At 53.2% G+C, this 22,473-nt stretch carries 18 protein-coding genes; 7 read left to right on the forward strand and 11 right to left on the reverse strand.

Annotation, left to right across the window (positions count from 1 at the left end):
* Positions 1-7: 7 nt before the first annotated feature.
* On the reverse strand, positions 8-952 hold the full coding sequence (locus MPHASIOC01_RS23770; RefSeq protein WP_064598576.1) for a substrate-binding domain-containing protein: 945 nt from the start codon (positions 950-952) through the stop codon (positions 8-10).
* A gap of 306 nt (positions 953-1,258) precedes the next feature.
* Here MPHASIOC01_RS23770 and MPHASIOC01_RS23775 point away from each other — a divergent pair, with 306 nt between their 5' ends.
* The 7 genes from MPHASIOC01_RS23775 to MPHASIOC01_RS23805 all read left to right on the forward strand — a co-directional run bounded on the left by MPHASIOC01_RS23775 (position 1,259) and on the right by MPHASIOC01_RS23805 (position 8,899).
* On the forward strand, positions 1,259-2,278 hold the full coding sequence (locus tag MPHASIOC01_RS23775; protein ID WP_064598574.1) for a LacI family DNA-binding transcriptional regulator: 1,020 nt from the start codon (positions 1,259-1,261) through the stop codon (positions 2,276-2,278).
* Positions 2,279-2,629: 351 nt separating this feature from the next.
* The gene (locus tag MPHASIOC01_RS23780; protein ID WP_353614976.1) at positions 2,630-3,376 is read left to right on the forward strand and encodes an ATP-binding cassette domain-containing protein; all 747 of its coding nucleotides are present in this window, start codon (positions 2,630-2,632) and stop codon (positions 3,374-3,376) included.
* Positions 3,377-3,395: 19 nt separating this feature from the next.
* Positions 3,396-4,397, forward strand: coding sequence for an ABC transporter permease (locus MPHASIOC01_RS23785; RefSeq protein ID WP_197499281.1), 1,002 nt, complete (start codon positions 3,396-3,398; stop codon positions 4,395-4,397).
* Between the two features lie 3 nt (positions 4,398-4,400).
* Positions 4,401-5,480: a phosphotriesterase-related protein gene (locus tag MPHASIOC01_RS23790; protein WP_353613420.1), complete on the forward strand. Its 1,080-nt coding sequence runs from the start codon at positions 4,401-4,403 to the stop codon at positions 5,478-5,480.
* A gap of 13 nt (positions 5,481-5,493) precedes the next feature.
* Complete coding sequence (locus MPHASIOC01_RS23795) at positions 5,494-6,252, forward strand: glutamine amidotransferase (RefSeq protein ID WP_353613421.1); 759 nt, start codon at positions 5,494-5,496, stop codon at positions 6,250-6,252.
* Positions 6,249-7,388: a M20 family metallopeptidase gene (locus MPHASIOC01_RS23800; protein WP_353613422.1), complete on the forward strand. Its 1,140-nt coding sequence runs from the start codon at positions 6,249-6,251 to the stop codon at positions 7,386-7,388. The genes MPHASIOC01_RS23795 and MPHASIOC01_RS23800 overlap by 4 nt, the downstream gene beginning before the upstream one ends.
* Before the next feature lie 215 nt (positions 7,389-7,603).
* The gene (locus MPHASIOC01_RS23805) at positions 7,604-8,899 is read left to right on the forward strand and encodes a hypothetical protein (protein ID WP_353613423.1); all 1,296 of its coding nucleotides are present in this window, start codon (positions 7,604-7,606) and stop codon (positions 8,897-8,899) included.
* A gap of 55 nt (positions 8,900-8,954) precedes the next feature.
* Here the strand turns inward: MPHASIOC01_RS23805 and MPHASIOC01_RS23810 are convergent, their stop codons facing one another.
* Genes MPHASIOC01_RS23810 through MPHASIOC01_RS23855 form a run of 10 tightly spaced genes read right to left on the reverse strand, consistent with a single transcriptional unit; the run spans position 8,955 to position 22,462 of the window.
* On the reverse strand, positions 8,955-10,028 hold the full coding sequence (locus MPHASIOC01_RS23810) for a VasL domain-containing protein (RefSeq protein ID WP_353613424.1): 1,074 nt from the start codon (positions 10,026-10,028) through the stop codon (positions 8,955-8,957).
* Positions 10,013-12,556 carry a type VI secretion system ATPase TssH gene (tssH, locus tag MPHASIOC01_RS23815; protein WP_353613425.1) on the reverse strand — a complete coding sequence of 848 codons (2,544 nt, stop codon included), beginning with the start codon at positions 12,554-12,556 and terminating at the stop codon, positions 10,013-10,015. Before tssH ends, MPHASIOC01_RS23810 begins: the two co-directional genes overlap by 16 nt.
* 17 nt (positions 12,557-12,573) lie before the next feature.
* Positions 12,574-16,005, reverse strand: a complete 3,432-nt coding sequence (locus MPHASIOC01_RS23820; RefSeq protein WP_353613426.1) for a type VI secretion protein IcmF/TssM N-terminal domain-containing protein — start codon at positions 16,003-16,005, stop codon at positions 12,574-12,576.
* A 5-nt stretch (positions 16,006-16,010) separates the two neighbouring features.
* Positions 16,011-16,628: a DotU family type IV/VI secretion system protein gene (locus MPHASIOC01_RS23825; RefSeq protein WP_064598554.1), complete on the reverse strand. Its 618-nt coding sequence runs from the start codon at positions 16,626-16,628 to the stop codon at positions 16,011-16,013.
* Positions 16,628-17,989, reverse strand: coding sequence for a type VI secretion system baseplate subunit TssK (tssK, locus tag MPHASIOC01_RS23830; protein WP_353613427.1), 1,362 nt, complete (start codon positions 17,987-17,989; stop codon positions 16,628-16,630). Before tssK ends, MPHASIOC01_RS23825 begins: the two co-directional genes overlap by 1 nt.
* Before the next feature lies 1 nt (position 17,990).
* Positions 17,991-18,641 carry a type VI secretion lipoprotein TssJ gene (locus tag MPHASIOC01_RS23835; RefSeq protein ID WP_353613428.1) on the reverse strand — a complete coding sequence of 217 codons (651 nt, stop codon included), beginning with the start codon at positions 18,639-18,641 and terminating at the stop codon, positions 17,991-17,993.
* Positions 18,638-19,711 (reverse strand): type VI secretion system protein TssA, encoded by a 1,074-nt coding sequence (gene tssA / locus MPHASIOC01_RS23840; RefSeq protein ID WP_353613429.1) that lies wholly within the window; start codon positions 19,709-19,711, stop codon positions 18,638-18,640. Before tssA ends, MPHASIOC01_RS23835 begins: the two co-directional genes overlap by 4 nt.
* Before the next feature lie 13 nt (positions 19,712-19,724).
* Complete coding sequence (locus tag MPHASIOC01_RS23845) at positions 19,725-20,021, reverse strand: PAAR domain-containing protein (protein ID WP_064598547.1); 297 nt, start codon at positions 20,019-20,021, stop codon at positions 19,725-19,727.
* On the reverse strand, positions 20,018-20,473 hold the full coding sequence (locus MPHASIOC01_RS23850; RefSeq protein ID WP_353613430.1) for a DUF6931 family protein: 456 nt from the start codon (positions 20,471-20,473) through the stop codon (positions 20,018-20,020). Before MPHASIOC01_RS23850 ends, MPHASIOC01_RS23845 begins: the two co-directional genes overlap by 4 nt.
* 9 nt (positions 20,474-20,482) lie before the next feature.
* Entirely contained in the window at positions 20,483-22,462 is a 1,980-nt protein-coding gene (locus MPHASIOC01_RS23855; RefSeq protein ID WP_353613431.1) for a type VI secretion system tip protein TssI/VgrG, read from the reverse strand.
* Between the last annotated feature and the right edge of the window lie 11 nt (positions 22,463-22,473).

Genomic DNA, 22,473 nt, shown 5'->3' on the forward strand with positions numbered 1-22,473 from the left:
CAGTGGGTTATTTAAACAGTGGGCGGAACGTATCAACGTTCGCTTTTGTCACTACAGTTGCCGGAACAAGGATGTTCTTACTGACAGTCTTACCGCTGTTAATCGCATTCAGCGCTTTCACCGCTTCCTGGCCCATTTTTTCCGGGTCCTGTTGCAATACAGCAGTCACGTAACCGGCATCAATACCACTAATGGCACGGGCGGTGAGATCCCAGCCAAACACCTTGATTTGGCTCTGTTTTCCCTGGTTTTCCACTGCGGCAATCGCCCCCAGCAATGCGGGTTCGCCAGTGGCATAAATAGCCGTCAAATCCGGGTTACCGGTTATCAGGTTTTCAGCTGCGGTCATGGCGTCATCCTGGATATTTCGGCCATCGACTACATCCGCCACACTGATGCCTTTATGGCCTTTCAGTGTTTCTTCAAACCCTTTCTGGCGCTGGTTCTGAATCGCGGAGTTAAGTGCGCCGACAATACCAACGCGAGCCTTGCCAGCGGCGTTTTTATTAATGTAATCAACAAAGAATTTACCTAAAATTTTGCCACCTTCTTCATTATTCACCCCAACCTGAGCAGCCTGAGGCCCGGCAGGCAATACCGCATCAATAGCAATGACAGGAATATTTTTCGCCGCGGCTTCTTTAATAGCGGGCATGATGCCATTCACATCAATGGCATCAACCATAATGCCTTTAACACCCTGTTCAATATAGTTTTCAATGGCATCATTTTGCGATACAGGGTTGTCGTTAGCATTAAAGATAACTAAATTTTTCCCGGTAGATTTTGCTTCTTCTTGTGCGCCTTTATTCATCAGGTTGAAAAATAGCGCCTGCTGGTTAATTTGCACCAATGCATAGCCCGGCGTTGCCGCCATTGCTTTACCGAACAAGAGTGCAGAAAGTATCAGTGCGCCAGAAATAACATTTTTTTTGCTGGTGTTGAATAACATTGGTCATGCCCTCGTCAGAAAAATTATGAACTTGTTTACAAAGTAACAAGGTGTATTTTGGCGGGACAAATAAAGAACACAGACGCCAAAAATGGGCCTGCGAGAGAAACGAAACTTGTTTTCTCAGGTGTTCCTTAACCAAAGAAAACACAGCAAAGGCAACGTCGGGAACAGGTTATTAAAATTCGCGCTTTAGCATCTCTTGTCAAGTGCTAATTTTCATCGCCCGGAAAAGGTGACAAAACGCTATATTCCTGAGCGCTATCTGTGTTACTGATATGAACACTCAATACGATAACGGCGATCATGACCAAAAAACGGGTTGTTCTTTCAGACGTTGCAAACCTGGCAGGGCTGTCGAAAGCCACTGTCTCACGCTACCTCAACCATAATCTGGTGTTGCCTCAGGAAACGGCAGCGCGGATTGAGGCAGCCATTCGTAAGCTGGATTACCAGCGCAACAGCCTGGCACGCCGCCTGAGCAAAGGTGGCAGTGAAACACTCGGTCTGGTGCTGCCGGATATCACCAACCCTTTCTTTGCTGAACTGGCCGATGCCGCCGAAGAAGCCGCCTCTGCACAAGGTTACAGCCTGGTGCTGTGTGTCACACGGAATAACCCTGAAAAAGAACGGCAGTTTATTCGCTGGCTGGATACCTGCCAGGTCGATGGCCTGTTGTTTACCACCAACCGCCCGGATGACGGCCTGCTGCGCCGCGAGGTGCAGCACCACCAGCGGATAATTTTGCTCGATGAAGACATCCCGGGCAGCCAGGTTCCGAAAGTGTTCGCCGACAATCAACAAGGTGGGCGCCTCGCAACAGAGCAGTTAATCCGCGCCGGGCACCGCCATATCGCGTTTGTTGGTGGGCCGGATGCCCTGATGAGTGTACGCGAACGCTACCTGGGTTTTTGTGAAGCACTGGCAGCTGCGGGCCTGTCATGCCCACCGGAATGGGTGCTGTATGGCGAATACCAGCGTGAATATGGTAGCAAAGCGCTGGATCAGTTATTCCGTGGCGCACAATGCCCCACGGCGATTTTCGCGGCCAGTGATTACCTGGTATTAGGCATTCTTGATGGCTTACGGGCACGCCAGCTTCAGGCTCCTGAGGCCCTGTCACTGGTAGGGTTCGATGATGCCAGTTACGCTAATTTCACCCAACCACGCATTTCCACTATCCGCCAGCCTGCTCACCAAATGGGGCGCACGGCGGTGCAACTGATGTTGCGTCTGCTTAACGGCGAAACCGTGCCCGAGCATACCCGTTTCCCGGTTGAATGGGTTGCCCGTGATTCCATCATGCCGCCCCCCGGGCTGCGCTAATTGTGTGCAATGCCTGCTCAGTTTTAGCGCAACACGCCCTGTTAAGACATCACTCCCATCCGCTGCTTAGTAAACCGGTTTACTAAAAAATATCAATTCTAATAATTTAAATTCAATAAGTTATAAAAATATCAAGTGGGCATTTTTTAACCTGGCATGGTTACTGCTTGGGTAAATGCGGCGAACAAGTAACGAACACAGCAAACCTGACGGATGGTCGTCACCATTAAGTAAACCGGTTTACAAGAAGTGGACCGGTGTGGCGACCATCCGAATACGCAACGTCATCTACCGTCACACGACATTGGGAGTAATGGCATGCAACAACAGGCAGTCCCGGCCAGAGTCGAGATGATGAATATCACCAAAACTTACGGCTCTATACGTTCATTACGTGGCGTAAACCTGCGCCTGGCCCCCGGTGAAGTTCTCGGGCTGGTCGGCGATAATGGTGCGGGCAAATCCACACTCACCAAAATCCTGTCGGGGGCTGTAGTCCCCACCAGTGGGGCAATTCGCATTGATGGTGAAGAACACAGTTTCCAGACCCCGGCGGATGCCCGGCGTTGCCAAATAGAAATGGTTTACCAGGACTTATCACTGTGCGACACCGTTGATGTTGCCGGCAACCTGTTTATGGGCCGCGAACCAATGAAACAGGTGTTGGGTATTCCTTTCCTGGATGAACAGCGCATGCACAAAGAAGCCCAGGAGATGCTCAAGGGCCTGGGAATTTCTATTCCTGATACCCGGCTAATGGTGCGTAACCTGTCCGGTGGGCAGCGCCAGGCCATCGCCATTGCCCGTGCAGCGGCGTTCAACCCTAAAGTGCTCATTATGGATGAGCCCACTGCCGCCCTGGCCGTTGCCGAAGTGGAGGCCGTGCTGGAGTTGATCAAACGTGTCAGTGCCCGTGGTGTCAGCGTGATCCTGATAACTCACCGCTTACAGGATCTGTTCCTGGTCTGTGATCGCATCATGGTGATGTACGAGGGCACCAACGTTGCCGACCGTCGCGTTGCCGAAACCAGCCTGAGCGATATCGTCAACCTGATTGTTGGCGAGAAATTCACCGCCCACTCCGCTCAGGCTCATTGAGGGGATAACCATGAGTACCATTAATATGTCCAGCCCCCGCGTCCTGCAGCACAGCCTGCCCAAACGCATTTTGCACAACCACTCCGGCGTGGTGAGTATCGCGCTATTTTTCGTGTTCTGCTGCCTGGTGTTCACGCTCATCACCAACTACTTTCTGACTGGCAATAACTGGCTGAATATTATCCGCCAGACTGCGCCACTATTGATTGTCGCCAGCGCCATGACCTTTGTGATAACCACTGGCGGTATTGATCTTTCCGTAGGATCCACACTGGCTCTGGTGGGCGCGCTGTCGGCTATTGCGCTGAATCACTGGGGCCTGCCCTGGCCTGTCGTATTTATTGGCGGCCTGGCGGTTGGCGCACTGATAGGCCTTATTAATGGCTTTTTCATCGCCCGTGAAGGGATCCCCGCGTTTATTGTCACGCTGGCAACGCTGGCGGTCGTTCGTGGTGTGGCACTGCTGATAACCCAGGGCTATTCCATACCGGTTCCGGCCGGGAGTGGTTTTACCTTTATGGGCAGGGCGTGGGTGGTTGGCATCCCAATGCCCGCACTGATCGGTATCGCGGTGTTGATCATTGCCCATTTTGCGCTGAACCATATGCGTTTTGGCCGCTATGTCACCGCGATTGGCGCAAATAACGAAGGTGCACGCCGCAGCGGGATCAAAACCCAGTCAGTGACAATGCGTGTTTACATGCTCAGTGGCATGGCCGCGGCACTGGCTGGCATGATAATCACCGCCCGCCTCGGTAGTGGCTCATCCAACCAGGGCGAAGGTTTCGAACTCCAGGTTATTGCCGCTGTGGTGTTGGGCAGTACCAGCCTGTTTGGCGGGTTTGGCACTATCATCGGCACTTTGTTGGGCGCGCTCTCCATTGCGGTTATCCAGAACGGCCTGATCCTGTCCCATATTTCACCGTTCTATACCCAGATTGCCACGGGCTGCATCATCCTGCTCGCCATCTGGCTTAACACCCGCATTCTTAACCCCACCCGTTCTGCCGCAAAAGGATAGCTCATGAAGGGTTCAATTTTTCGCCACTCCACACCGCTGCCCGTTGGTGTGAACAGTGGCAGTGTGATGACCGTGCTAGGGCCACTGCCTGTTGGGGAAATGGGCGTCACACTGATGCATGAACATATTTTGCTGGATGCGGCAGGCAAGTGGGTTCCGCCGTGCTGTTGCAGCGACCGTCATATTGCCGAAGCGCCGGTCAGTATCGAGAACCTTGGGGAATTATCGCTTAACCCGTTAATGAGCCGTGATAACTGCCAGTTGTTCGATGCAGATGTCGCTATTGAAGAGCTCATGAAATACCGCGCGCTGGGTGGAGAAACCGTAGTTGACCCAACTAACCTTGGCATTGGCCGGGATCCCCATGCGTTGCAGCGTATCTCGCGGCTCACTGGCCTGAATATTGTGATGGGCACCGGGTTATACCTGGAGCCATCACACCCGGACTGGGCCAAAACCCTGGATATCCAGAGGCTGGCCGACAAACTGATTTACGACCTGGGCGGCATGGATGAAAAACCAGACGTGATTGCCGGGTTAATTGGCGAAATTGGCATCTCCAGCCGCTTCACACCGGAAGAAGAGAAATCGCTGCGGGCTGCCGGGCGCGCCAATGCCGCAACCCAGGTCCCCATTGAAGTCCACCTGCCGGGTTGGGAGCGGCTGGGCCACAAGGTGATGGATATTCTGGAAGAAGAAGGGGCAGACCTGCGCCATACCGTGCTGTGCCACATGAACCCCAGTTTTGCCGACAAAGCCTATCAACATAGCCTGGCGAAACGGGGCGCGTTTCTGGAGTACGACATGATTGGCATGAGCTACTACTATGCCGACGAATCTGCCCAGTCGCCTTCCGATGAAGAAAATGCCCGTGCTGTTCGCGAACTGATTGACGCCGGTTTTATTCACCAGGTGCTGCTTTCCCAGGATGTGTTTTTGAAAACCATGCTCACCCGTTATGGCGGCCATGGTTATGGCTACATCCTCAAACATTTCGTGCCCCGCTTACGCCGCCACGGCGTTACTGGCGAACAACTGGAAACACTAATGATAACCAACCCGCAACGCGTATTTGGCGGGTAACAGGAGTTTATCCATGCAAAAGTCTGTTTTACTGGTCGGCGAATCCTGGACCAGTAGCGCCACACATGTCAAAGGGTTTGACCAGTTCTACACGGCCACTTACCACACCGGAGCGGACGCCTTTATCGCGGCACTGAAAGAGAGTGACTACCAGGTCACCCACATGCCCGCTCACGAGGCCCAGGCCCAGTTTCCCACCACTCTTGAAGCATTACAGGCGTGGGATGTAGTTATTTTATCAGACATTGGTGCGAACACCTTGCTGCTGCACCCGGACACCTGGCTGAAAAGCCGCCGAACCCCCAATCGCTTAACGTTACTGCATGATTATGTTGCCGGGGGCGGGAACCTGATGATGGTTGGCGGTTACTTCAGCTTTCAGGGTATCAATGGCGGTGCCCGCTACCGCAATACCGCAGTCGAGAAAGTTTTGCCGGTGCGCTGCCTGCCCTGGGATGACCGGGTAGAAGTGCCGGAAGGCGCCAGCGCAGAGTGCATTACCCAACACCCGGTGCTGGACGGGCTGGCAGGCGAATGGCCGTGGCTGCTGGGCTATAACGAAGTCGAAATGCACCCGGATGGCCAGTTGCTTGCTACCGTATCTGGCACCGGGCACCCACTTTTGGCGGTGCGGGAATACCAAAAAGGCCGTACTCTGGCCTGGACCAGCGATATGTCTGCTCACTGGCTCCCCGATGAATTTTGCCAGTGGGACGGTTACCGCCGCCTGTGGATCAATGCGCTGGACTGGCTCACTCAGGCCCGCTCATGACGACACCACTCATCGCCCTTTCCCGGCAGTTACTCGGGTTCAACACCATAAACCCGCCGGGCAATGAACACGCCTGCATGGCATTTCTTGCCAGCCACCTGGAAGAGCGCGGGTTTGAAGTAAGCCTGTTACCCTTTGGCGAAAATCGTACCAACCTGGTTGCCCGGTTACCGGGCGATACTCAAGGTGCGCCACTTGGGTTTACCGGGCATCTTGATACCGTGCCGCTGGGCCAGCAACAGTGGCAGTATGACCCGTACGGCAAAGATATCGTGGGCGGCCGCCTGTATGGGCGTGGCAGCAGCGATATGAAAGCCGCCATTGCCGCATTTATTGGTGCCTGTGATGCACAACGGGCGGCCATTCGTGCTGGTACGGGGGTCACCTTGTGGCTGACCGGTGGCGAAGAAACCGGGTGTGATGGTGCGCGGGCATTACTGGAGTCGGGCCTGGCCGGTACCGCGCCAGGAGCGTTGATTGTGGGCGAACCCACAGCCAATTACCCGGTGATTGGGCATAAAGGTGCGCTCTGGCTGCGGGCAGAAACAACTGGCAAGACAGCCCACGGAGCCATGCCTGAACTGGGTGTCAATGCCATCTACCTGGCGGCAGACGCACTGCAAAAAATCCAGCATTTTTCACCCGGGCCGGATCACCCGTTAATGCGCCACCCAACTCTGAATGTTGGCCGCATTCACGGTGGGCTGAACATTAATTCAGTCCCGGACCACGCTGTGTTTGATGTGGATATCCGCACCGCCCCGAATCTGAGCCACAGTGATATCTGCCAGCGGCTGCATCACCATATTGGCGAACATATTCGCCTGGAAGCGCAGGTCGACCTGCCCGCCGTTCTGACGGACCCGCAAGACCCGTGGATTCAGGCGGTTTTCGCGCTCTGCCAGCCACTACATGGCACACCACTTACACCGCGAATCGTGCCTTACTTTACCGATGCCTCGCTGCTGTTACCTGCGCTGGGAAATCCACCCTGTATTATTCTCGGGCCAGGGGAACCCGCCATGGCACACCAAACGGATGAATATTGTGAGGTGAACAAACTGGAACAGGCACAAAGCCTGTATGGTGAAATCATTGCGGGCTGGATGAAAGACCCCATGGCATCATCAGCATAAAGACGCCCGCACACACCACCCAGCCTAACACACAGGCCATCTTTCAGAATGGCCTGAATACCTGGTCTGATTTTTACCTCAAGAGGTTGCCCCTGCCCTTGGCTGACAGGTACATTTCACCCTCTGGCAGACCCGTTCCATTCCGGGCGTTATGCTGTAGGCTTCCTGCAGTTTTTCTCCACGGATTCATTTACCCCTGAGTGATACCCCTTACAATGAAACACTTCTCCACCACGCTGGCCTGGATGAAGCAGACCGAGGCGCAAATCAGGCAGGCCGATGCCTCAGCGCTGAAGGCAATTATGCAACACCTGGCACCACCAGGTATCTGGCTTACACTCAAAACTTTCTGGCCCAGCCCCCCCGGTCTGGCAAACATGCTGGCTGTGTGTCTGGTTTTATACACCTTCGTTATCTTGCAACTTAAGCTGTGGTTGGCAATTTTTAACTTTGCTGGTTGGCCTGTATCTGCTTTTTTTACCCATATTCTGCCGTTCGGTAGCGGCTTTCTGGTGTTGCTCATTGCTATGGGTATTGCTGGCGTGCGTGGATATATTGGCGTGCTGAAAAGTGCCCTTTTTATGGCTGCGGGTATCGCCATGATTGCCACCGGATTTTTTACCTGCACATGGGGAATATTTTTGTATGGGGGGAATATTCAAGTCTGGGAATTAGTCGCCTCAACATCAGGTGCAGGGTTTACCGTGCTAAGCCTCTGGCTACTCAGCGCCCGGCGTTTTCGCACGCTGGCACAAGTGGTTCTGTATCACCATGCAAAGTTTAAACAGGCACAACAGGCTTCAATTCCAGCGAAAAAACTGATGCAGAAAACCGCGCAGGTGAAGAAAATCGGCCTGAAACACTTCTCCACTACTCTGGCCTGGATGAAGCAGACCGAGGCGCAAATCAGGCAGGCCAACACTCAGGAATTAGCTGCATTGGTTGGCACTCACTCACTGGATTCCGGCAGTAAGCACCCAGATGCTCCCTATAACCTGGCCCTGAATGCCGGGTTTGCCTTGCTGAGTTATCTCCTTGCTCATGGGATGTTCTGGCAATGGCTATGCCATCTGTTTAACTGGCCTGTTCACATACAGGTTGTTGGTATGCTTGCGCTCCCTGCCTTGTTTATTGCCAGCTTAATAACATTACTCAGCTTTTGTGTCCGGGGGTACTACCGGGCAATGAAAGGCTATTTAATTCAGTTTGGTGTGACGGTGGTGATAGTGGCCGGGTATGTGATTTTCGCCTGCCTGTATTCACTGGCAGGGCAAAGTGACAGTGCGCATTCTTATCTGCTCACGGCAGTTATCGCTCTGGGTGGGATTACTTTTAGTTACGCCATGCTGAATGCTCGCCGTTTTCGCACTGTTGCAAATATGGCGCTGTATAACCGGGCTATGCGTAAACAAACTGAACTGGGTATTCAGGCACGCCATGCAAAGCAATTATACAGCCAGCGCGCCAAAGAACGCCGCCGCCTGCGGCAAAAGAAAACCAAACAGCCTTAACAGAAAACCGTGTCTGCTGTTAAGGCCGGTGACCAGTATCCGGCCCCAACAATGGCTACCAGGAGAGAAGCAACACACGGTATTGCAGCGCTTCCAGTTGTAACTCTAACGCCTGTATCACTGCAGGCGAAACAGGTTGCTGGTCATTGCGCTGTACCTGTAACTGGTTCAGTTGGTTTTCGAGCAAAGCCTCCTGCATTTTTAAGGTTTCACGCATCTGGTAAACATGGGTTTTCAATGCAGAAATCGTCATATAAGGCGTACGTTTATGCTCTGCATCCAGTAAGCGCTGTTCCAGGTCAATTAGCTGCTGGCTTAGCCGCTCATAAGAGTGATTAGCAGGATAAAGGGCCACATGCTTTTCGGCCTGCTTGCGCCATTTCATATACCATGCATTATCAGGCCATAGCTGGTGAGAATAGTATGCCGCACGGGAATTACCCAGCCCCCAAATACCCCCCATAAACATCACTGCAACCACCCCACCCAAAGCCCCCCATATACAACGCGCCCGCCATGTCAGTAACGGGATGCTGGCTGTGCTGCTGTCAGGCTGCACCACTGGCTCAACTGGCGGAAGGGGTTGGGGTACCCTCTCCGACTGCGCGGCATTTTCCAGCCAGCGAAACAGCACCTTAAATTCGCTGGCAGACACCAGTTGGTGAGCCACGGCCTGGTGGTATAACTGATCCACCACTTCCAGTAACTGAATACGCGAAGCCGCACTGCGCTTTTTCCCTGGCAAGGCATAAATAACAGGCAACAGCTGTGAACAACACCACTCCAGCAAATTGCGCCGCAAGTCCTTTGCCGCCAGTGGCGGCCAGCAAGGGTTTTGTTGGCTCACCAGGCCTTTTACCAGTAACTGGAGCGAATGTGTCAGACCTTGCCAGCCATGGCACTGGCAGGCAATCATGCAGTACCAGACACCACTTTGCAGGTCATACCCATGCTGGCGAAACAGCGTGTGGCACTGTTTTTCTTGCTCCAGCCACCATGCCCGTTCGCTGGCATGCTGCTTCCAGCGGCTCATATTGTGGCTGAGCTGAAGAAAAACCTGGTGGCAGCGCGGGTCGAAACAATTAAACCGGATAGCGGTTAAACTCCCATCAATTATGGCTGAGCGCATTTAACCTCCCGGCCAAAACGCAAGGTTATCCCATTTTTTCCCGCATCAATTTTTAGTGAACCTGAAGAACCACGTTTACCAATATTGCCAGCCAGACGCGGTAACAAGTGCTGATTAAGGACCTGATCGATGTCCCTCCCGCCACTCTGTTTCACCTGGCAGCGTTCCGCAACCCAGTTCACGACACGCCGGGTATAGACGGGCAATATCTGGCCTTCGGTCGCCTGCTGATACCGCTGACACAGGCACTGTAACTTCAGGTCAATAATTTTTCTCAGTGTCTCTGGCTGCAGTGGCAGATAGGGGATCAGCACCATTCTTCCCATCAGCGCAGGTGTGAAAACACGTTCAAACTCAGGCCGAATAAGTTGCGCCAACGCCAGTGGTGATTGTTCACCGCCGTCACATGCCGCAGTAAGCGTGGCACTGGCGAGGTTGGACGTCATCAGAATCAGGGTATTACGGAAGTTAATGACCTGGCCTTCTGCATCTTCAATCAGCCCCTTATCAAAAATTTGGTAGAACAATTCCATGACATCCGGATGTGCTTTTTCTACCTCATCAAGCAAAACCACGCTATAGGGGTTACGGCGCACAGCCTCTGTCAGTATCCCGCCTTGCCCGTACCCCACATAGCCAGGAGGCGAACCTTTCAACCCGGAGACAGAGTGCGCCTCCTGGTATTCAGACATATTAATCGTGACCAGGCTATGCTCCCCCCCAAACAACAGCCCGGCAAGCGCCAGGGCTGTTTCCGTTTTCCCGGTACCGGATGGCCCGGCTAACAGGTAAACCCCTGCGGGTTTTAGCGGGTCGCCCAGCCCGGCGCGGTTGATGCGGATTTGTTGAGTTATCTGTTCCAGCGCATAAGACTGGCCAATGATGCGTTCTGCAAGACGCCCGAACAGCGCCTCGGATTGCTGGTGTTCTTTCTCCAGCATGCGGCCAAGAGGGATACCGGTCCAGTCTGCAACCACATCTGCCACACAGGTAGCATCCACGCATTCAAACACCATCGCGTGGTGTTGATGCCAGGCCGCCAGCATTTCACGCCCCTGAGCCAGTTCACTGGCATCTTCACAGCGCAATAATTGTTGCACCAGTTCACGCTGGCGTTGCCATTCAGCCAGCAAACTCTCTCGCTGTTTTTGCAAAGTAACAGTCTGGCTCGCCAGTTTTACCTGGCGTTCGGCCCCGGATTGCTCCCGCACCAAAGCCTCATGCTCACTCTCAATAGCACGCAGTTGTACATTAATAGCTTCAATTTCTTTCGGCTCATGTGTCTGTGAAACGGCAACCCTGGCGCAGGCGGTATCCAGCAAGCTGACTGACTTATCAGGCAGTTGCCGCCCGCCAATATAGCGGCTGGCGAGATGAACCGCCGCGTGAATGGCATTTTCCAGTACAGGAATACCATGATGGGCAGACATCGCGGGGGCTATGGCGCGTAACATGGTTGTCGCATTCTCAATATCCGGTTCAGCGACCTTCACTACCTGGAACCGCCGTGTCAGGGCGGCATCTTTTTCGAAATATTTTTTATATTCTGCCCATGTGGTTGCAGCAACTACCCGTAACTCCCCCCTTGCCAGTGCAGGTTTCAACAGGTTAGCGGCATCATTTTGCCCTGCCTGACCACCCGCGCCAATCAGCGTATGTGCTTCATCAATAAATAAAATAATCGGCTGTGGGGCACAGGCAACCTCTTTGAGTAAAGACTGGAGACGATTTTCAAACTCACCTTTTACACTTGCTCCGGCCTGCAACAGCCCCAGGTCAAGGGTCATCACTTCCATATTTTTCAGCCGTGGCGGCACTGTACCGGCGGCAATACGCAGCGCCAGCCCTTCAACCAGCGCAGTTTTCCCCACGCCGGGTTCCCCGGTGAGAATGGGGTTGTTTTGCCTGCGGCGCAGCAAGATATCCACCATCTGGCGAATCTCCGCTTCCCGCCCCAGAACCGGATCAAGGCTCCCTGTGCGCGCCAGTTCACTCAGATTCCGGGTATATTTCGCTAAAGCGCCACTGGCACCAGACACAGCCCTCTCTGGAAGTGATGGAGCCTGGTCAGCCCCGGACGTACGCAGCAGCTGAAGCGCCTTATCCCGTTCGCAGTTCAGCGCATGTTGTACACCCGGTGCGCAAACATGCTCACCTTCATCATGTAACAAACTTGCCAGCAACACGGCAGGGTTAATCTGCGCCTGTCCCCAGGACGCACTGGCAAGCAACCAGCTATCGGTCAGCCATCTCTCCAGTTCCGCTGAGAACACCGGCATAGAGGCTGTCCCCCGGTTAATTCCATCGAGGACTTTTTGTGTCTCCGCCAGCAACATGTTTGCCGGCAACCCCGCCTGTAAGCCAAGAGACTCCAGCAGCGCACTCTCCTGCTGGATTAACGCCAGCAATACATGCTCTGGCATAACTTCCGCCTGGCGGCGTGACGCGGCATGGCACACGGCGGCATCCAGTGCGCTACGCCCTTCATTGCTGAGTTTACTCATAATAGATTTCAGATAATGGCTCATAACGGTCCTTGTCATATTTACAGGCACTGGGCGATATCACCCGGCAGTGCTGAAATGGGGCTTGCCAGCGTAGCGCGTGACTGCTGGCGGGCAGAATGTGCATCAAGATTAGCGAGTTGTTCGCGGGCATCACTCAGGTAGCTGGCCAGTTCCAGCCAGCGTTGCCAGCCTTCATCCAGCGCATAAGGGTCAGAAACACTCAGGCGTACGAGGATTTGCTTAATGCCGAGCTGATTAAGCAATGATTCATCTTCTCCAAATTCATGGCTGTCGAAGTAGGCTTCTCCCGAAGCAAAGCGCTGTACAAACCAGGGCCAGGCATCGTCACCAGTTAATGCATATTTAACTGAAAAATCAGGAAAATTAATATCAAGACTGACACTATTGCACTGCCCTGGTTGCCAGGAGAAATCGGCCCGCTCGGTGAAATTCATGTTGGTTAATTGCTGGCTGTTTTTCTGGCAATTCAGTGTCAGCCGGGTGCCAGTGGGCATGACTGCCGCTCCCCCCGGAATAGTCGCCGGGTGGCTGGTCACCTGTAGTTTCAGGGCGTCTTTCTCCAGTGCCCGCTGCTGGGCCACCAGGTCATCAACCTGGGCCTGCAGGGAGGCACGTAAGTCACCTTCCCGCGTGGTTGCCCGTTCAGGTACATCCAGAAAAAGCTCAGCAGGAAAAGCGTGACGCACCAGATACAGGAAATCGTCTTCAAGAGGTACGCGCATATCTGCATATTCGGCCGCGTCCACACCCTGTGGCCCCAGAGTTAATAAAGCTTTCGCCGGCCCACTCAAGAAGTCGCTGACAATTTGATGACTTAATGATTGTTGGTCGGCATAACTACGGACTTCAGCCTGGTTGCCCAGAGGCCTGATGACCGTAGTCTTCCACTGTGAATTAAGCCAACACGCACTGTGCGCCATGGCATTCCCCAGAAGGCGGCGGGCATCATCTTCGAAAATGGCCCATATGGCCGCCACTGCGGTATCGTCACTTCCGGCTGAAAAATGCCCTTGCAACACTTGCATAGCAGGCAACAGCTCCACTATTGGATTGCTGGCGTCATTCTCTTCGTTGCCCGCAAACAACCCCCGGGTTAACCGGCCACCTGACTGGCTCTGCGCCACCGCATCCTGTACAGATTTGTTGCGAATATCCAGCCATTTACGCCAGGCCTGTTCCGACTGTTGCAGATTCCAGGTGGGTTTAACATCCGGGAATCCTTTCAACCATGAACCAAGAGACTGGCGCATTCTGTTGTCTGTCTGTGCAGCGCGACGTAGTAGCGTTGCCATATCATTCTCGTGGGATAACCGCTGCAACTGGCGCAACGTCACCAGCCAGGGCTGTGCCAGTGAGGTGGGAATATCGCTCAGTTCTTCTACGGCATTGGTGGCAAAATTCATCGCATAGCTTTTATTTTGCCCAATGGCGATTAACGCCTCACGCGGCATCATGACCGGTAGTGGTGACACAAGATGCGCGGATATATCAGCCAAATACTGGCGCCAGGCATCCTGCCGCTCCACTTGCCAGCGCGCTTGTGCCTGTTGTAATAAAGGAAGTGGTTGCCCGGCGCTGTGTTCCAGCAAAGCGACCCATTCATTCAGCGTGGCTTTACCAGACCGGGTGCGAGCACCAGGCAGCGCAATATCACCCGGTAACGAGGGCCAGAATGCTGATGCCTGCAAAGGGATCAGCGCATCACCCGGAGCAACCAACCACTCCAGTTCCGGGTCATGGTTGACCAGGCTTATTAACAACTGTTGTGCTGTGAGATACCACTGCACGCCTGCCGGGCTCTGCATGTAGTGGCGCTCAAAAGCCAGCCGCTCCAGCAAAGAACGCTCACCCAACCAGGTGCGGGGTTGCAACGCTTCGTCTACCGGAGCTAATTGTTCAAGGACGGCCAGCCCTGCCCCATCCTGCATGTGCTGCCAAATTTGCAGGGCATTCGCCAGTTGCAGAATAAGCTCACGCTGCTCTGCCGGTTCAGCAGACAAAACGCGTTGCTGCCATGCAGAAAGCGTGGTACCTGCCAGGCGGGGCAGGCTGTCTGACTGGCTCAATAACCGGGTTTCTGCCCGGGTATGCTGCCAGTTAAGTAATGGTGAAAATGGCAGGTAACGCAATGAAAATGCAGAGTGCTTCTCTTCATCCGCAAGAAATACGGCCAGCGCCTGAGGCGATAACTGCTCAAGATCAGAACGTATCCGGCCAGTACTGAATACTGCACTCACGATAATCCAGCAAGCACATATGCCAAGGCCAATACGGCATGCAATATGGCTCCATGAGCGGAAAAACCAACGCGAGCTATGGTGATGCAGGCTTAATGCATGCAGGTGCTGTGTCAGCAAATCATGCATAAATACACTTTCCCGCCTCCCGGTATTGTCGGCCTGTATTTCAGCCGCACCAAACCATACTCCGCTGAGCGTGGTATGGCTGAAATAGGCGTTGGGTTCACAAAGTGCGGCCAGAGCATAACGCAGTGCCGGCTCCAGGCGGCCGAAGGCTTCAGGAAAATCCAGCAATGTCGCGTAATCCTGAGCACTGAGGTGCTCAGGGCGACCCATGCTCATCCGTACCTGAGACATACCATGGTGCAGGGCGGTAAACAGTGCCTGCAATGTTTGTTCATCCTGACCATCAACAGGCAAAGGTGTACGCCAGTTATAGCCAAGGGTTTGCTGACGCTGTTCAGGAGATAACTGATTGTGCCACAAGCTAAAACCGGGGAACGCATCACATTGTGTAACCAGCACATACAGTGGCAGACGTGATGAAAAACGGCGCATAAGCGGCTCAATTAATGCACGCTGGCGGCGAGCGCTGGCATGCAGGGCATTGAAATCTCCCTCAATCAGTGCACTCATCGGGATTGTCACAATCATTCCCGCCGGCGCTGGCATACGCGCACACCAGTGAGCAATCTTGCCCCAGGCATAATGAAAAGGCGCACTGCCTTTCAGAAAATTACTGGAGAGGTCAAGAACACATAAGTTACGGAAAAACCACCAGCGCAGAGTACGGGTAGGGCCAATAACGGTATTATCACCATCATCATAAAAACGCGGTAACCCGGCACTTGCCAGTAATGTGCTTTTACCACTTTGCTCACCCAGCAAAATATACCAGGGCAGGCGGGTGCGCTTACGCCGGATACGCCTGATAACGCTCGCGCCGGGATTCCAGTGGCTAAGCAGCACGCCTTCCCGGCGTGACAGGCGGTATCGGCGCAAGAACCGTTGCCCTTTTTTCCCTTTGAAAATGGACACCAGGCTCTGAGCCCCGGCCCAAATCACAGCAGTAATCAATAACATCAGCAACCAGCACAACACAATCACTGGCGTGCTCCAGTTTTGCCATAAGCCCAGAGTGAAACAAAATAGTAGCGACAGGCATATCACCAATAGCCAGCCGGTAAAACAGGCTAATTTCTTGAGCATAACGTTCAATTAATATACAGGGAGAGAGAAAGGAATACCGCACCGTATAACAGCGTAACTGCGACAGTGAGATTGAATAACGGCCGTTTATGCAGCGACATCACTGCCGGTGGCTCAGTGGAACATGGCGTTATGGCGGCGGCACAGGGCCACTGATGCCAGGCCTCCGGTAATAAGAGTTTGCGCTGTTGTGCAATAACGCCGAGCAAGGCCGCTTTATCATCGGGTGAGCCGTACTGGCCATGAAAACCGTTATGTAAACAGAATAAGAAGACTTTACGCGCCTGCTGCCAGGTCACCTCAAGTTGCTCAAGCTCGCTGAAAAAACGCTCTCCACCAATGGTGATATTCAGATACTTACGTTGCAGTAACTCACCTTGCCATTGCTGACGCCAGGGCAATAATGAGCAAAGGATGGTTTCATCCATCCAGGCTATCACAGCCAGCCTGGCCGCCTCTTTTTCCTGTTCACAGGCATCCTGTTGAGCAGCGCGTTGCATGGCTGTTTCAAGTGCATCAATGCAGGCCTCGCGCGCGCTGTCATACTCCGGATATGCCGCATGTTCGCCAGACATCAGGATTATCTTTTTGAACACAGGGAGGTAACAATCCAACAGAGCCATTAATTGTCCTCCATGAAGATAACCTGGACCTGAAGGTCCTCGGGTGCGCCATCCCAATAAAAAGCGATGTCTTTATCCTGCTCAATGCCTTGCCACAAGCTGTCTTGTGAATTAAGGCTGAAGTAAAAAGCGTCTTTACTGTCAGGCACGCCTCGTGGAGTCGGATTCAATAAGGTGGCGTTAACGCCCGGCAACGCGTGCTGAATCAGCCGGGTGATAGCGCGGGCGGGCGCCACTTTGAACCCCGGATTTTCTGCTGGCGCCATTGCTGCCAGCGTATCCGAGCGCAATAGCAGCAACACACTGCCTGTGTTCTGCCATGGCAATGACTGCAAATCACCACGAAACACATTCTGTTCATCCGCTACCAGGTGAACCCAGGTGTTATCTTGCAGCGTTAAATTTTTCAGTAAGGAGGTCAGCACCCGCCTGGCGCTGAGAAAACAAGCCGCCGGGTTATAATGGTCATAGGGTAACAACATGCTTTCGCCTCCCCATTCGCCCGTAAAGGAGCACTGTTCACTGAAACTGGATAACTCCCCCACAAGCTGGGTTAATAAGCCAAACACGGGCCAGGAGTGCATATTGGGCGTACGGCAAAAATGGTTCAGCAGAGGAAGTGTCCGGCTTAATGTGCGCATAGCGAGCAACTGGGTAATATCGCCCTTGTCGCTATGTTTACTCTGTTTCGGACGCTTGTATTCTTCAAATTTGTGCATGCGACTGGCCAGTTCAGCATACAACCCTGCCAGTAAGTTTTTCAGCATTGCACAACCATTAATGTTCACCAGCGGGGGGCAAAAGTCCGGGTCAACAATCACACGGTCATTGTCATAACGCAGACGCAGAAATGGCAAAAACTCACAGTCCACAACAACGGCTTTTTCTTCATCACTGAGAATTTGTACGTTGTAGATAATGCGGGCAACACTGCATTCCGGGCCATTGAAATACACATCTTTCATAACGCCCTCTTCCGGCGTCTTTACCCAGCGGCTGTTGGAGGTATCGCCCACATTGGCGTGGCCCGGGTCAAAGCGCCGCAACGCGAGCCACAATGTGAAAGGTTTCTCCAGGTGTTTCCAGGCATCGCGAAACTGGCGGGGTTGCAACACACAATTTCCGGGAAATTCGAGATAATCACCGGAAGGCAAAATAGCCTGCAACCGTGTCATTTTTATTGAGAAATCGACCAGCGGTTCTGGATTAAAATCGCACTGGATGATGCCCACATTCCATGGTTGCGCCAGTTGGCGATGCCGGGAAAGCATAAAATTATGGTGCAGGTCTGTAGACTGTAAATGCTGTGGTTGCAGGTAAACACCTGAATACCAATATACCTGCTGGAGCTCTGGCAACATATCAACCCTCCTTGTTTTCCGATTCAGGCCCGGCTTCCGGTTCCGGTGCGGCTTCAGCGTTATTATTCATAAACGTAATCGGGATGGGGCTCCCTCCCTGGAACTGGCTGATTCGCTGGCTTCCCAGGCGCATGCTCAATGCTGCAGGTTGTAATTCAGCCTGCCAGGTACGCTTCCACCACCCGCGGCTTTTCGTCTGTACCGGAATAGCAAAAGCGACCATGTGCTGTTTTTGTGGGAATGGATAATAACCAGCGACAATTGCCACATGACGCGTGTTTTCGCTGCGATCAATATGCAGAGTGACACTTTGCCCGGGCATGGCCGCGTAACGGTCAACTTTCAGGATATCCCCTTGCGCACCTGCGCCACTGAATACACCTTTCAACATCACCGGGTTGGAGAGCAACTTATTCAATGTGCTGACCTGTTCAGACTGAATCACCAGCAGGGTACAGCTGTTGGCAATCCCATTAAGTGCATTAAGGTCCGGGTCAGTTTGAATGGCGAGTGAGATTGCGCCCTGCGCAAAAGGCGTATTTGCCTGCTCAATAGCTTGCTTTTCCGATGTCGCCGCGGTCTTATCTGAGGCGCACCCGGCAGTCAACAACGCCATCATCAATATCAGGCTGCCCAAAAATGTTTTTTTCATTCGTGGTTTCGCCCCAATACATTGTTGATATCATTGATGCTATTGGTGTCGTTCAGCATCTCTTCCAGCCACTCTGTCAGGGTCATTCCTGCCCAGCGCGCAGCCCGCTCCATTAAGTACGGTACCGGGCTGGAAGGCTCATTTGTACGAAAATGGTCGGCAATCGCCAGCATTTGGCTAACCGCCAGTTCACGCGTCATAACAGAGGAAGGGGTAACCACAGACTCCGCTGAAACGAAAGGCATTGCACTATTGTCTTCAACCACGGCAACAGGTATCAGCGCTTCCGTCTCCGCGTTCGCCTGCGGTAACACACGTTGCGCCATACGTTGCAAATAATCCTCAATGTCCTTAAGTGTGGACCGTGTTTTAGTAAAAACCCCACCTTCCATGTCCTGGCTGATGGACACATAACGGGCATCCAGTTGCGCCAGCGCACTGGTTAGTTGGGCGGTTAAATCCGCCAGCTGACTAATTTCGAAAGAGGAAAAATGTGCCGAAATCTTTTCGAAGGTTTCAACCGTCAGATCGCCTTCTTCCTCAATAAGCGCATCACGCGCATCCGGATGAGAGTTGATCTTGTGCTCAAATGCCAGAACCTGCCGCCAGTGCGACAGAGATGATTGCGCGTGGCTTAACAAAGGAAGGCTGAACAGATGCTGGCTGAGATCTCTGTCCAGGCGCGTCAGACGGCCTCGCCGTATAACCACGCCATCGTCTTCCAGCGATGGCCAGCACTGAAACCAAAAACGGGTAATAAACTCGCTCAGGAAATCAACACCAGAGATTAACCCTGCCGGGCCCAACAACTGGCAACGTGATTCAACGAACCAACATGCCAGTTGCAGGTCTTTGCTTTGCAGGCTAAGAGCCTCAGAACAAAGTGTGTTGACCTTTTTCCAGTCTGCTTTTTTGGGTTCCCTGAGCGCCCACTCGCCTTGTGAAACATCAACAGGATCGCTTTCACGCGCATCGCGAATCACATCGAACAGGGGTTCATATTCCAAATTTTCCCCACCGGGTTTTTCAGGGCTTATTGGCACTAAAAGCGCGGCTATTTCAGGTTGCATAATCATCCTTAATTTATCCAATCAACACGGTAGGACACCCGCTAACAATGGTGCCACCATGGGCACAGGTGTCCCCCATCCGTGCAGCGGGTCTGTTGCCAATCAATACTTTGGTACTTCCCATAACAATCGTATCCACGGGGCCAACACACGTCGCCATGGAGCCAACTGTGGCGGCAGGCAAACCACCAATCAGTACCGTGGGTACACCTGGAGGCATAATGGGCCCTCCAACATGCGGAACAGGCGGAACCCCTGGTGTAACCATGGGGCAAACATGCATATCAGACACTCTGGCCGCCGGTTTCATTTGCTCATCGCCTCCCATGCCAGACAACGGTTTAAAAGTGCGCGAGTGCCTTCGACTGGTGAGTCATTAAGCTGAGCCGCCAGCAATAACATCGTGGTATGCAGCATTTGCGGAACCAGCGCCGGGTCGGGATAAACGGGGTCAACACCTTCCGGCGCCAGACTGCCTTCGGACCAAAATAGCGCCAGTGCCAGCGCACCGACAGGTGAACCAAATCCCTCAAGTGAAAAGCGATTAAAAATACGCCACCGTAACGCGTTATCATGTTTCTGAAAGCAGCGGGTAATCTCGTCCAGAACCGCATGTTGTTCGGGCGGGGTTTCCTCCCGCAATACGGAAGCCAGACATAAGCCAGTAGCTTGTGCCGGGTGAGAATCCACCCATTGCTGTAACGCCATTTCCCAGTCACCACGCTCAAGCCATTGCTGGTGTGAAAATCCCTGTTCGGACATAGTGTTTCCTTAACCGATATTGGTGATGCCGCCAGATACCCGGGCCATGCCGCTACCGGATACTGTCGCCATTGCACCTTTGAGTTCCGCAGTGCCGCTGCCTTCCAGCTTGAGGATGGCCCCCTTCATTTCAGCCGTACTGCTGGCCTGTAATTTGAGGGTTGCTCCATTAATAGAAATACCACTGGCAGACAAAGTGATTTTGTTAGCACCCACTTTGAGTTCAATAGATTGCGTGGACTCAAGACTGAGCGCCTTGTCAGTTTTAACCTGCCCGCCGCCTGCGACTTTCAGGGCGTAATCGCCGTTTTTCAGCTCTGTCGCCATATTCCCCGTGATACTTTGCTGCCAGTTTCCCTTCTCCAGCACCAGCTTCATATCACCCTGGCGGAGCACCAACTGGTCATTACCTTTGGTCAGTTCTGTAAACCGGTTAGCGGCGATAGTATTTTTCACCTCATTTTTTACCGTCAGCTCAAGGTCTTTTTGGGCCACAATGGTCAACCGCTCTTCGCCTTTTTTATCGTTAAAGCTGAGCCGGTGCCCGTCATCAACACTCCCGCCAGTTGCACTGCGCGTCATAAAACCGCTCTCATTTTTTTCATCCGGCAAAGCAAAAGGAGGTTTATTCTGGCCGTTGTAGACCGAGCCCGTCACCACCGGGTGGTCCGGATGCCCCTGAACAAAACTCACCAGCACTTCACTCCCCACACGAGGAATGAACTGTGCGCCAAACTTTCCGCCAACCCACGACTGAGCAACCTGTACCCAACAAGAACTGGTGTCGTCTGCCGGGTTTTCCTGGTCCCAGGGGAACTGAATCTTGATTCGCCCGTATTCATCGGTATGGATCTCTTCCGATGCCGGGCCAACCACGGTGGCGAGCAGTACGCCGGGGATTTCTCGCGGGGAATATTTCACTGGTGGAGCCCATGGCGAGTCATTGCTCATGGCTTCAAACTTACAGTGGCAATGGCTGGTTTTCCCATCCGAGTGATTGGCAATATCCAGCGTTAATGCCTGCACACGGTATTCTCTTTCACCAGAAGGATGGTCAGTGAGCGTGAAGGTTTCCCCGCTGGATAACCAGTGAACCGCTGAGGTTGCCTGATATTTCAGCACATTCGCTTCCCTTGCAGCCATGGCATGTTCTGCATGACGGGTAATCACCCCACGTTCGCCCGCGGGGGTAATATCAGTAAACACGACATCATCAAGTTTTGTGCCTTGTTTGCCTGCACTATGGCCAACATCAATTGCCGCTGCCTGCGGCATGGAAAATCCATGATACTCAACACGCCCAGGCAATAACGAAGCCTCTGAAACCCAACTATCAATGACGCCGCCGGACAGTAAACGCCCGGCATCGTGCCAGGCCAGAGAACGTCCACTGATAGCGACATGGCTGGCGGGATGGTCGGCAAGGATGAGCTGATGCCCTGATTCACTGTGACGGAAGAAATAGTAAATCCCCTCTTCTTCCAACAGACGCTGGATAAAATCAAACGCAGATTCGCGGTACTGTATGCAATATTCCCGTTCCGGGTAGGAACCATGTAATTGCATCTCCAGCTCGTTAATCCCATGAGTGCGTAACAGTTCACTCACTAAATCAGGCACACTGATATTTTGCCAAACCCGCATCACCCGCCCCAGTTTCAGTGGTGCCAGCGCAGGCTCCAGAGTGAAAATACATTCCGCTTCATCCTTCCCCTGCCGGGCATACTGAATACGTGTGACCACACCGTGGACATAGCGCACCGGGCCCGGCATATTTTCTTCACCAATCCGGCAGGACACCGCCTGCCCGTGCCATTGGGCGATCTGCTCCTCTGTCTGGCGTGTCATAGAGCGCAGCAGGTAACAATAAGGCGACGATAACGCTTCCTCGCCCTGCAAAGAGACCAGTAACAGCGCATCCGCGATTGCACCATTCCAGCTCAATAAGTGCTGTTGCTGAGAACGTTTTGGTTGGTCGAGCAGTGACATAAAAACATCCT

This window comes from Mangrovibacter phragmitis (assembly GCF_040429585.1).
Classification (GTDB): domain Bacteria; phylum Pseudomonadota; class Gammaproteobacteria; order Enterobacterales; family Enterobacteriaceae; genus Mangrovibacter; species Mangrovibacter phragmitis.

Excerpts from the sequence above, each read along its gene's own strand:
- MPHASIOC01_RS23805 (WP_353613423.1), top strand. The coding sequence starts at position 7,604 with ATGAAACACTTCTCCACCACGCTGGCCTGGATGAAGCAGACCGAGGCG.
- MPHASIOC01_RS23780 (WP_353614976.1), top strand. The coding sequence starts at position 2,630 with ATGATGAATATCACCAAAACTTACGGCTCTATACGTTCATTACGTGGC.
- MPHASIOC01_RS23775 (WP_064598574.1), top strand. The coding sequence starts at position 1,259 with ATGACCAAAAAACGGGTTGTTCTTTCAGACGTTGCAAACCTGGCAGGG.
- tssH (WP_353613425.1), bottom strand. The coding sequence starts at position 12,556 with ATGAGCCATTATCTGAAATCTATTATGAGTAAACTCAGCAATGAAGGG.
- MPHASIOC01_RS23825 (WP_064598554.1), bottom strand. The coding sequence starts at position 16,628 with ATGGCTCTGTTGGATTGTTACCTCCCTGTGTTCAAAAAGATAATCCTG.
- MPHASIOC01_RS23810 (WP_353613424.1), bottom strand. The coding sequence starts at position 10,028 with ATGCGCTCAGCCATAATTGATGGGAGTTTAACCGCTATCCGGTTTAAT.
- MPHASIOC01_RS23800 (WP_353613422.1), top strand. The coding sequence starts at position 6,249 with ATGACGACACCACTCATCGCCCTTTCCCGGCAGTTACTCGGGTTCAAC.
- MPHASIOC01_RS23770 (WP_064598576.1), bottom strand. The coding sequence starts at position 952 with ATGTTATTCAACACCAGCAAAAAAAATGTTATTTCTGGCGCACTGATA.
- MPHASIOC01_RS23845 (WP_064598547.1), bottom strand. The coding sequence starts at position 20,021 with ATGAAACCGGCGGCCAGAGTGTCTGATATGCATGTTTGCCCCATGGTT.
- tssA (WP_353613429.1), bottom strand. The coding sequence starts at position 19,711 with ATGCAACCTGAAATAGCCGCGCTTTTAGTGCCAATAAGCCCTGAAAAA.
- tssK (WP_353613427.1), bottom strand. The coding sequence starts at position 17,989 with ATGTTGCCAGAGCTCCAGCAGGTATATTGGTATTCAGGTGTTTACCTG.
- MPHASIOC01_RS23835 (WP_353613428.1), bottom strand. The coding sequence starts at position 18,641 with ATGAAAAAAACATTTTTGGGCAGCCTGATATTGATGATGGCGTTGTTG.
- MPHASIOC01_RS23795 (WP_353613421.1), top strand. The coding sequence starts at position 5,494 with ATGCAAAAGTCTGTTTTACTGGTCGGCGAATCCTGGACCAGTAGCGCC.
- MPHASIOC01_RS23850 (WP_353613430.1), bottom strand. The coding sequence starts at position 20,473 with ATGTCCGAACAGGGATTTTCACACCAGCAATGGCTTGAGCGTGGTGAC.
- MPHASIOC01_RS23820 (WP_353613426.1), bottom strand. The coding sequence starts at position 16,005 with ATGCTCAAGAAATTAGCCTGTTTTACCGGCTGGCTATTGGTGATATGC.
- MPHASIOC01_RS23790 (WP_353613420.1), top strand. The coding sequence starts at position 4,401 with ATGAAGGGTTCAATTTTTCGCCACTCCACACCGCTGCCCGTTGGTGTG.
- MPHASIOC01_RS23855 (WP_353613431.1), bottom strand. The coding sequence starts at position 22,462 with ATGTCACTGCTCGACCAACCAAAACGTTCTCAGCAACAGCACTTATTG.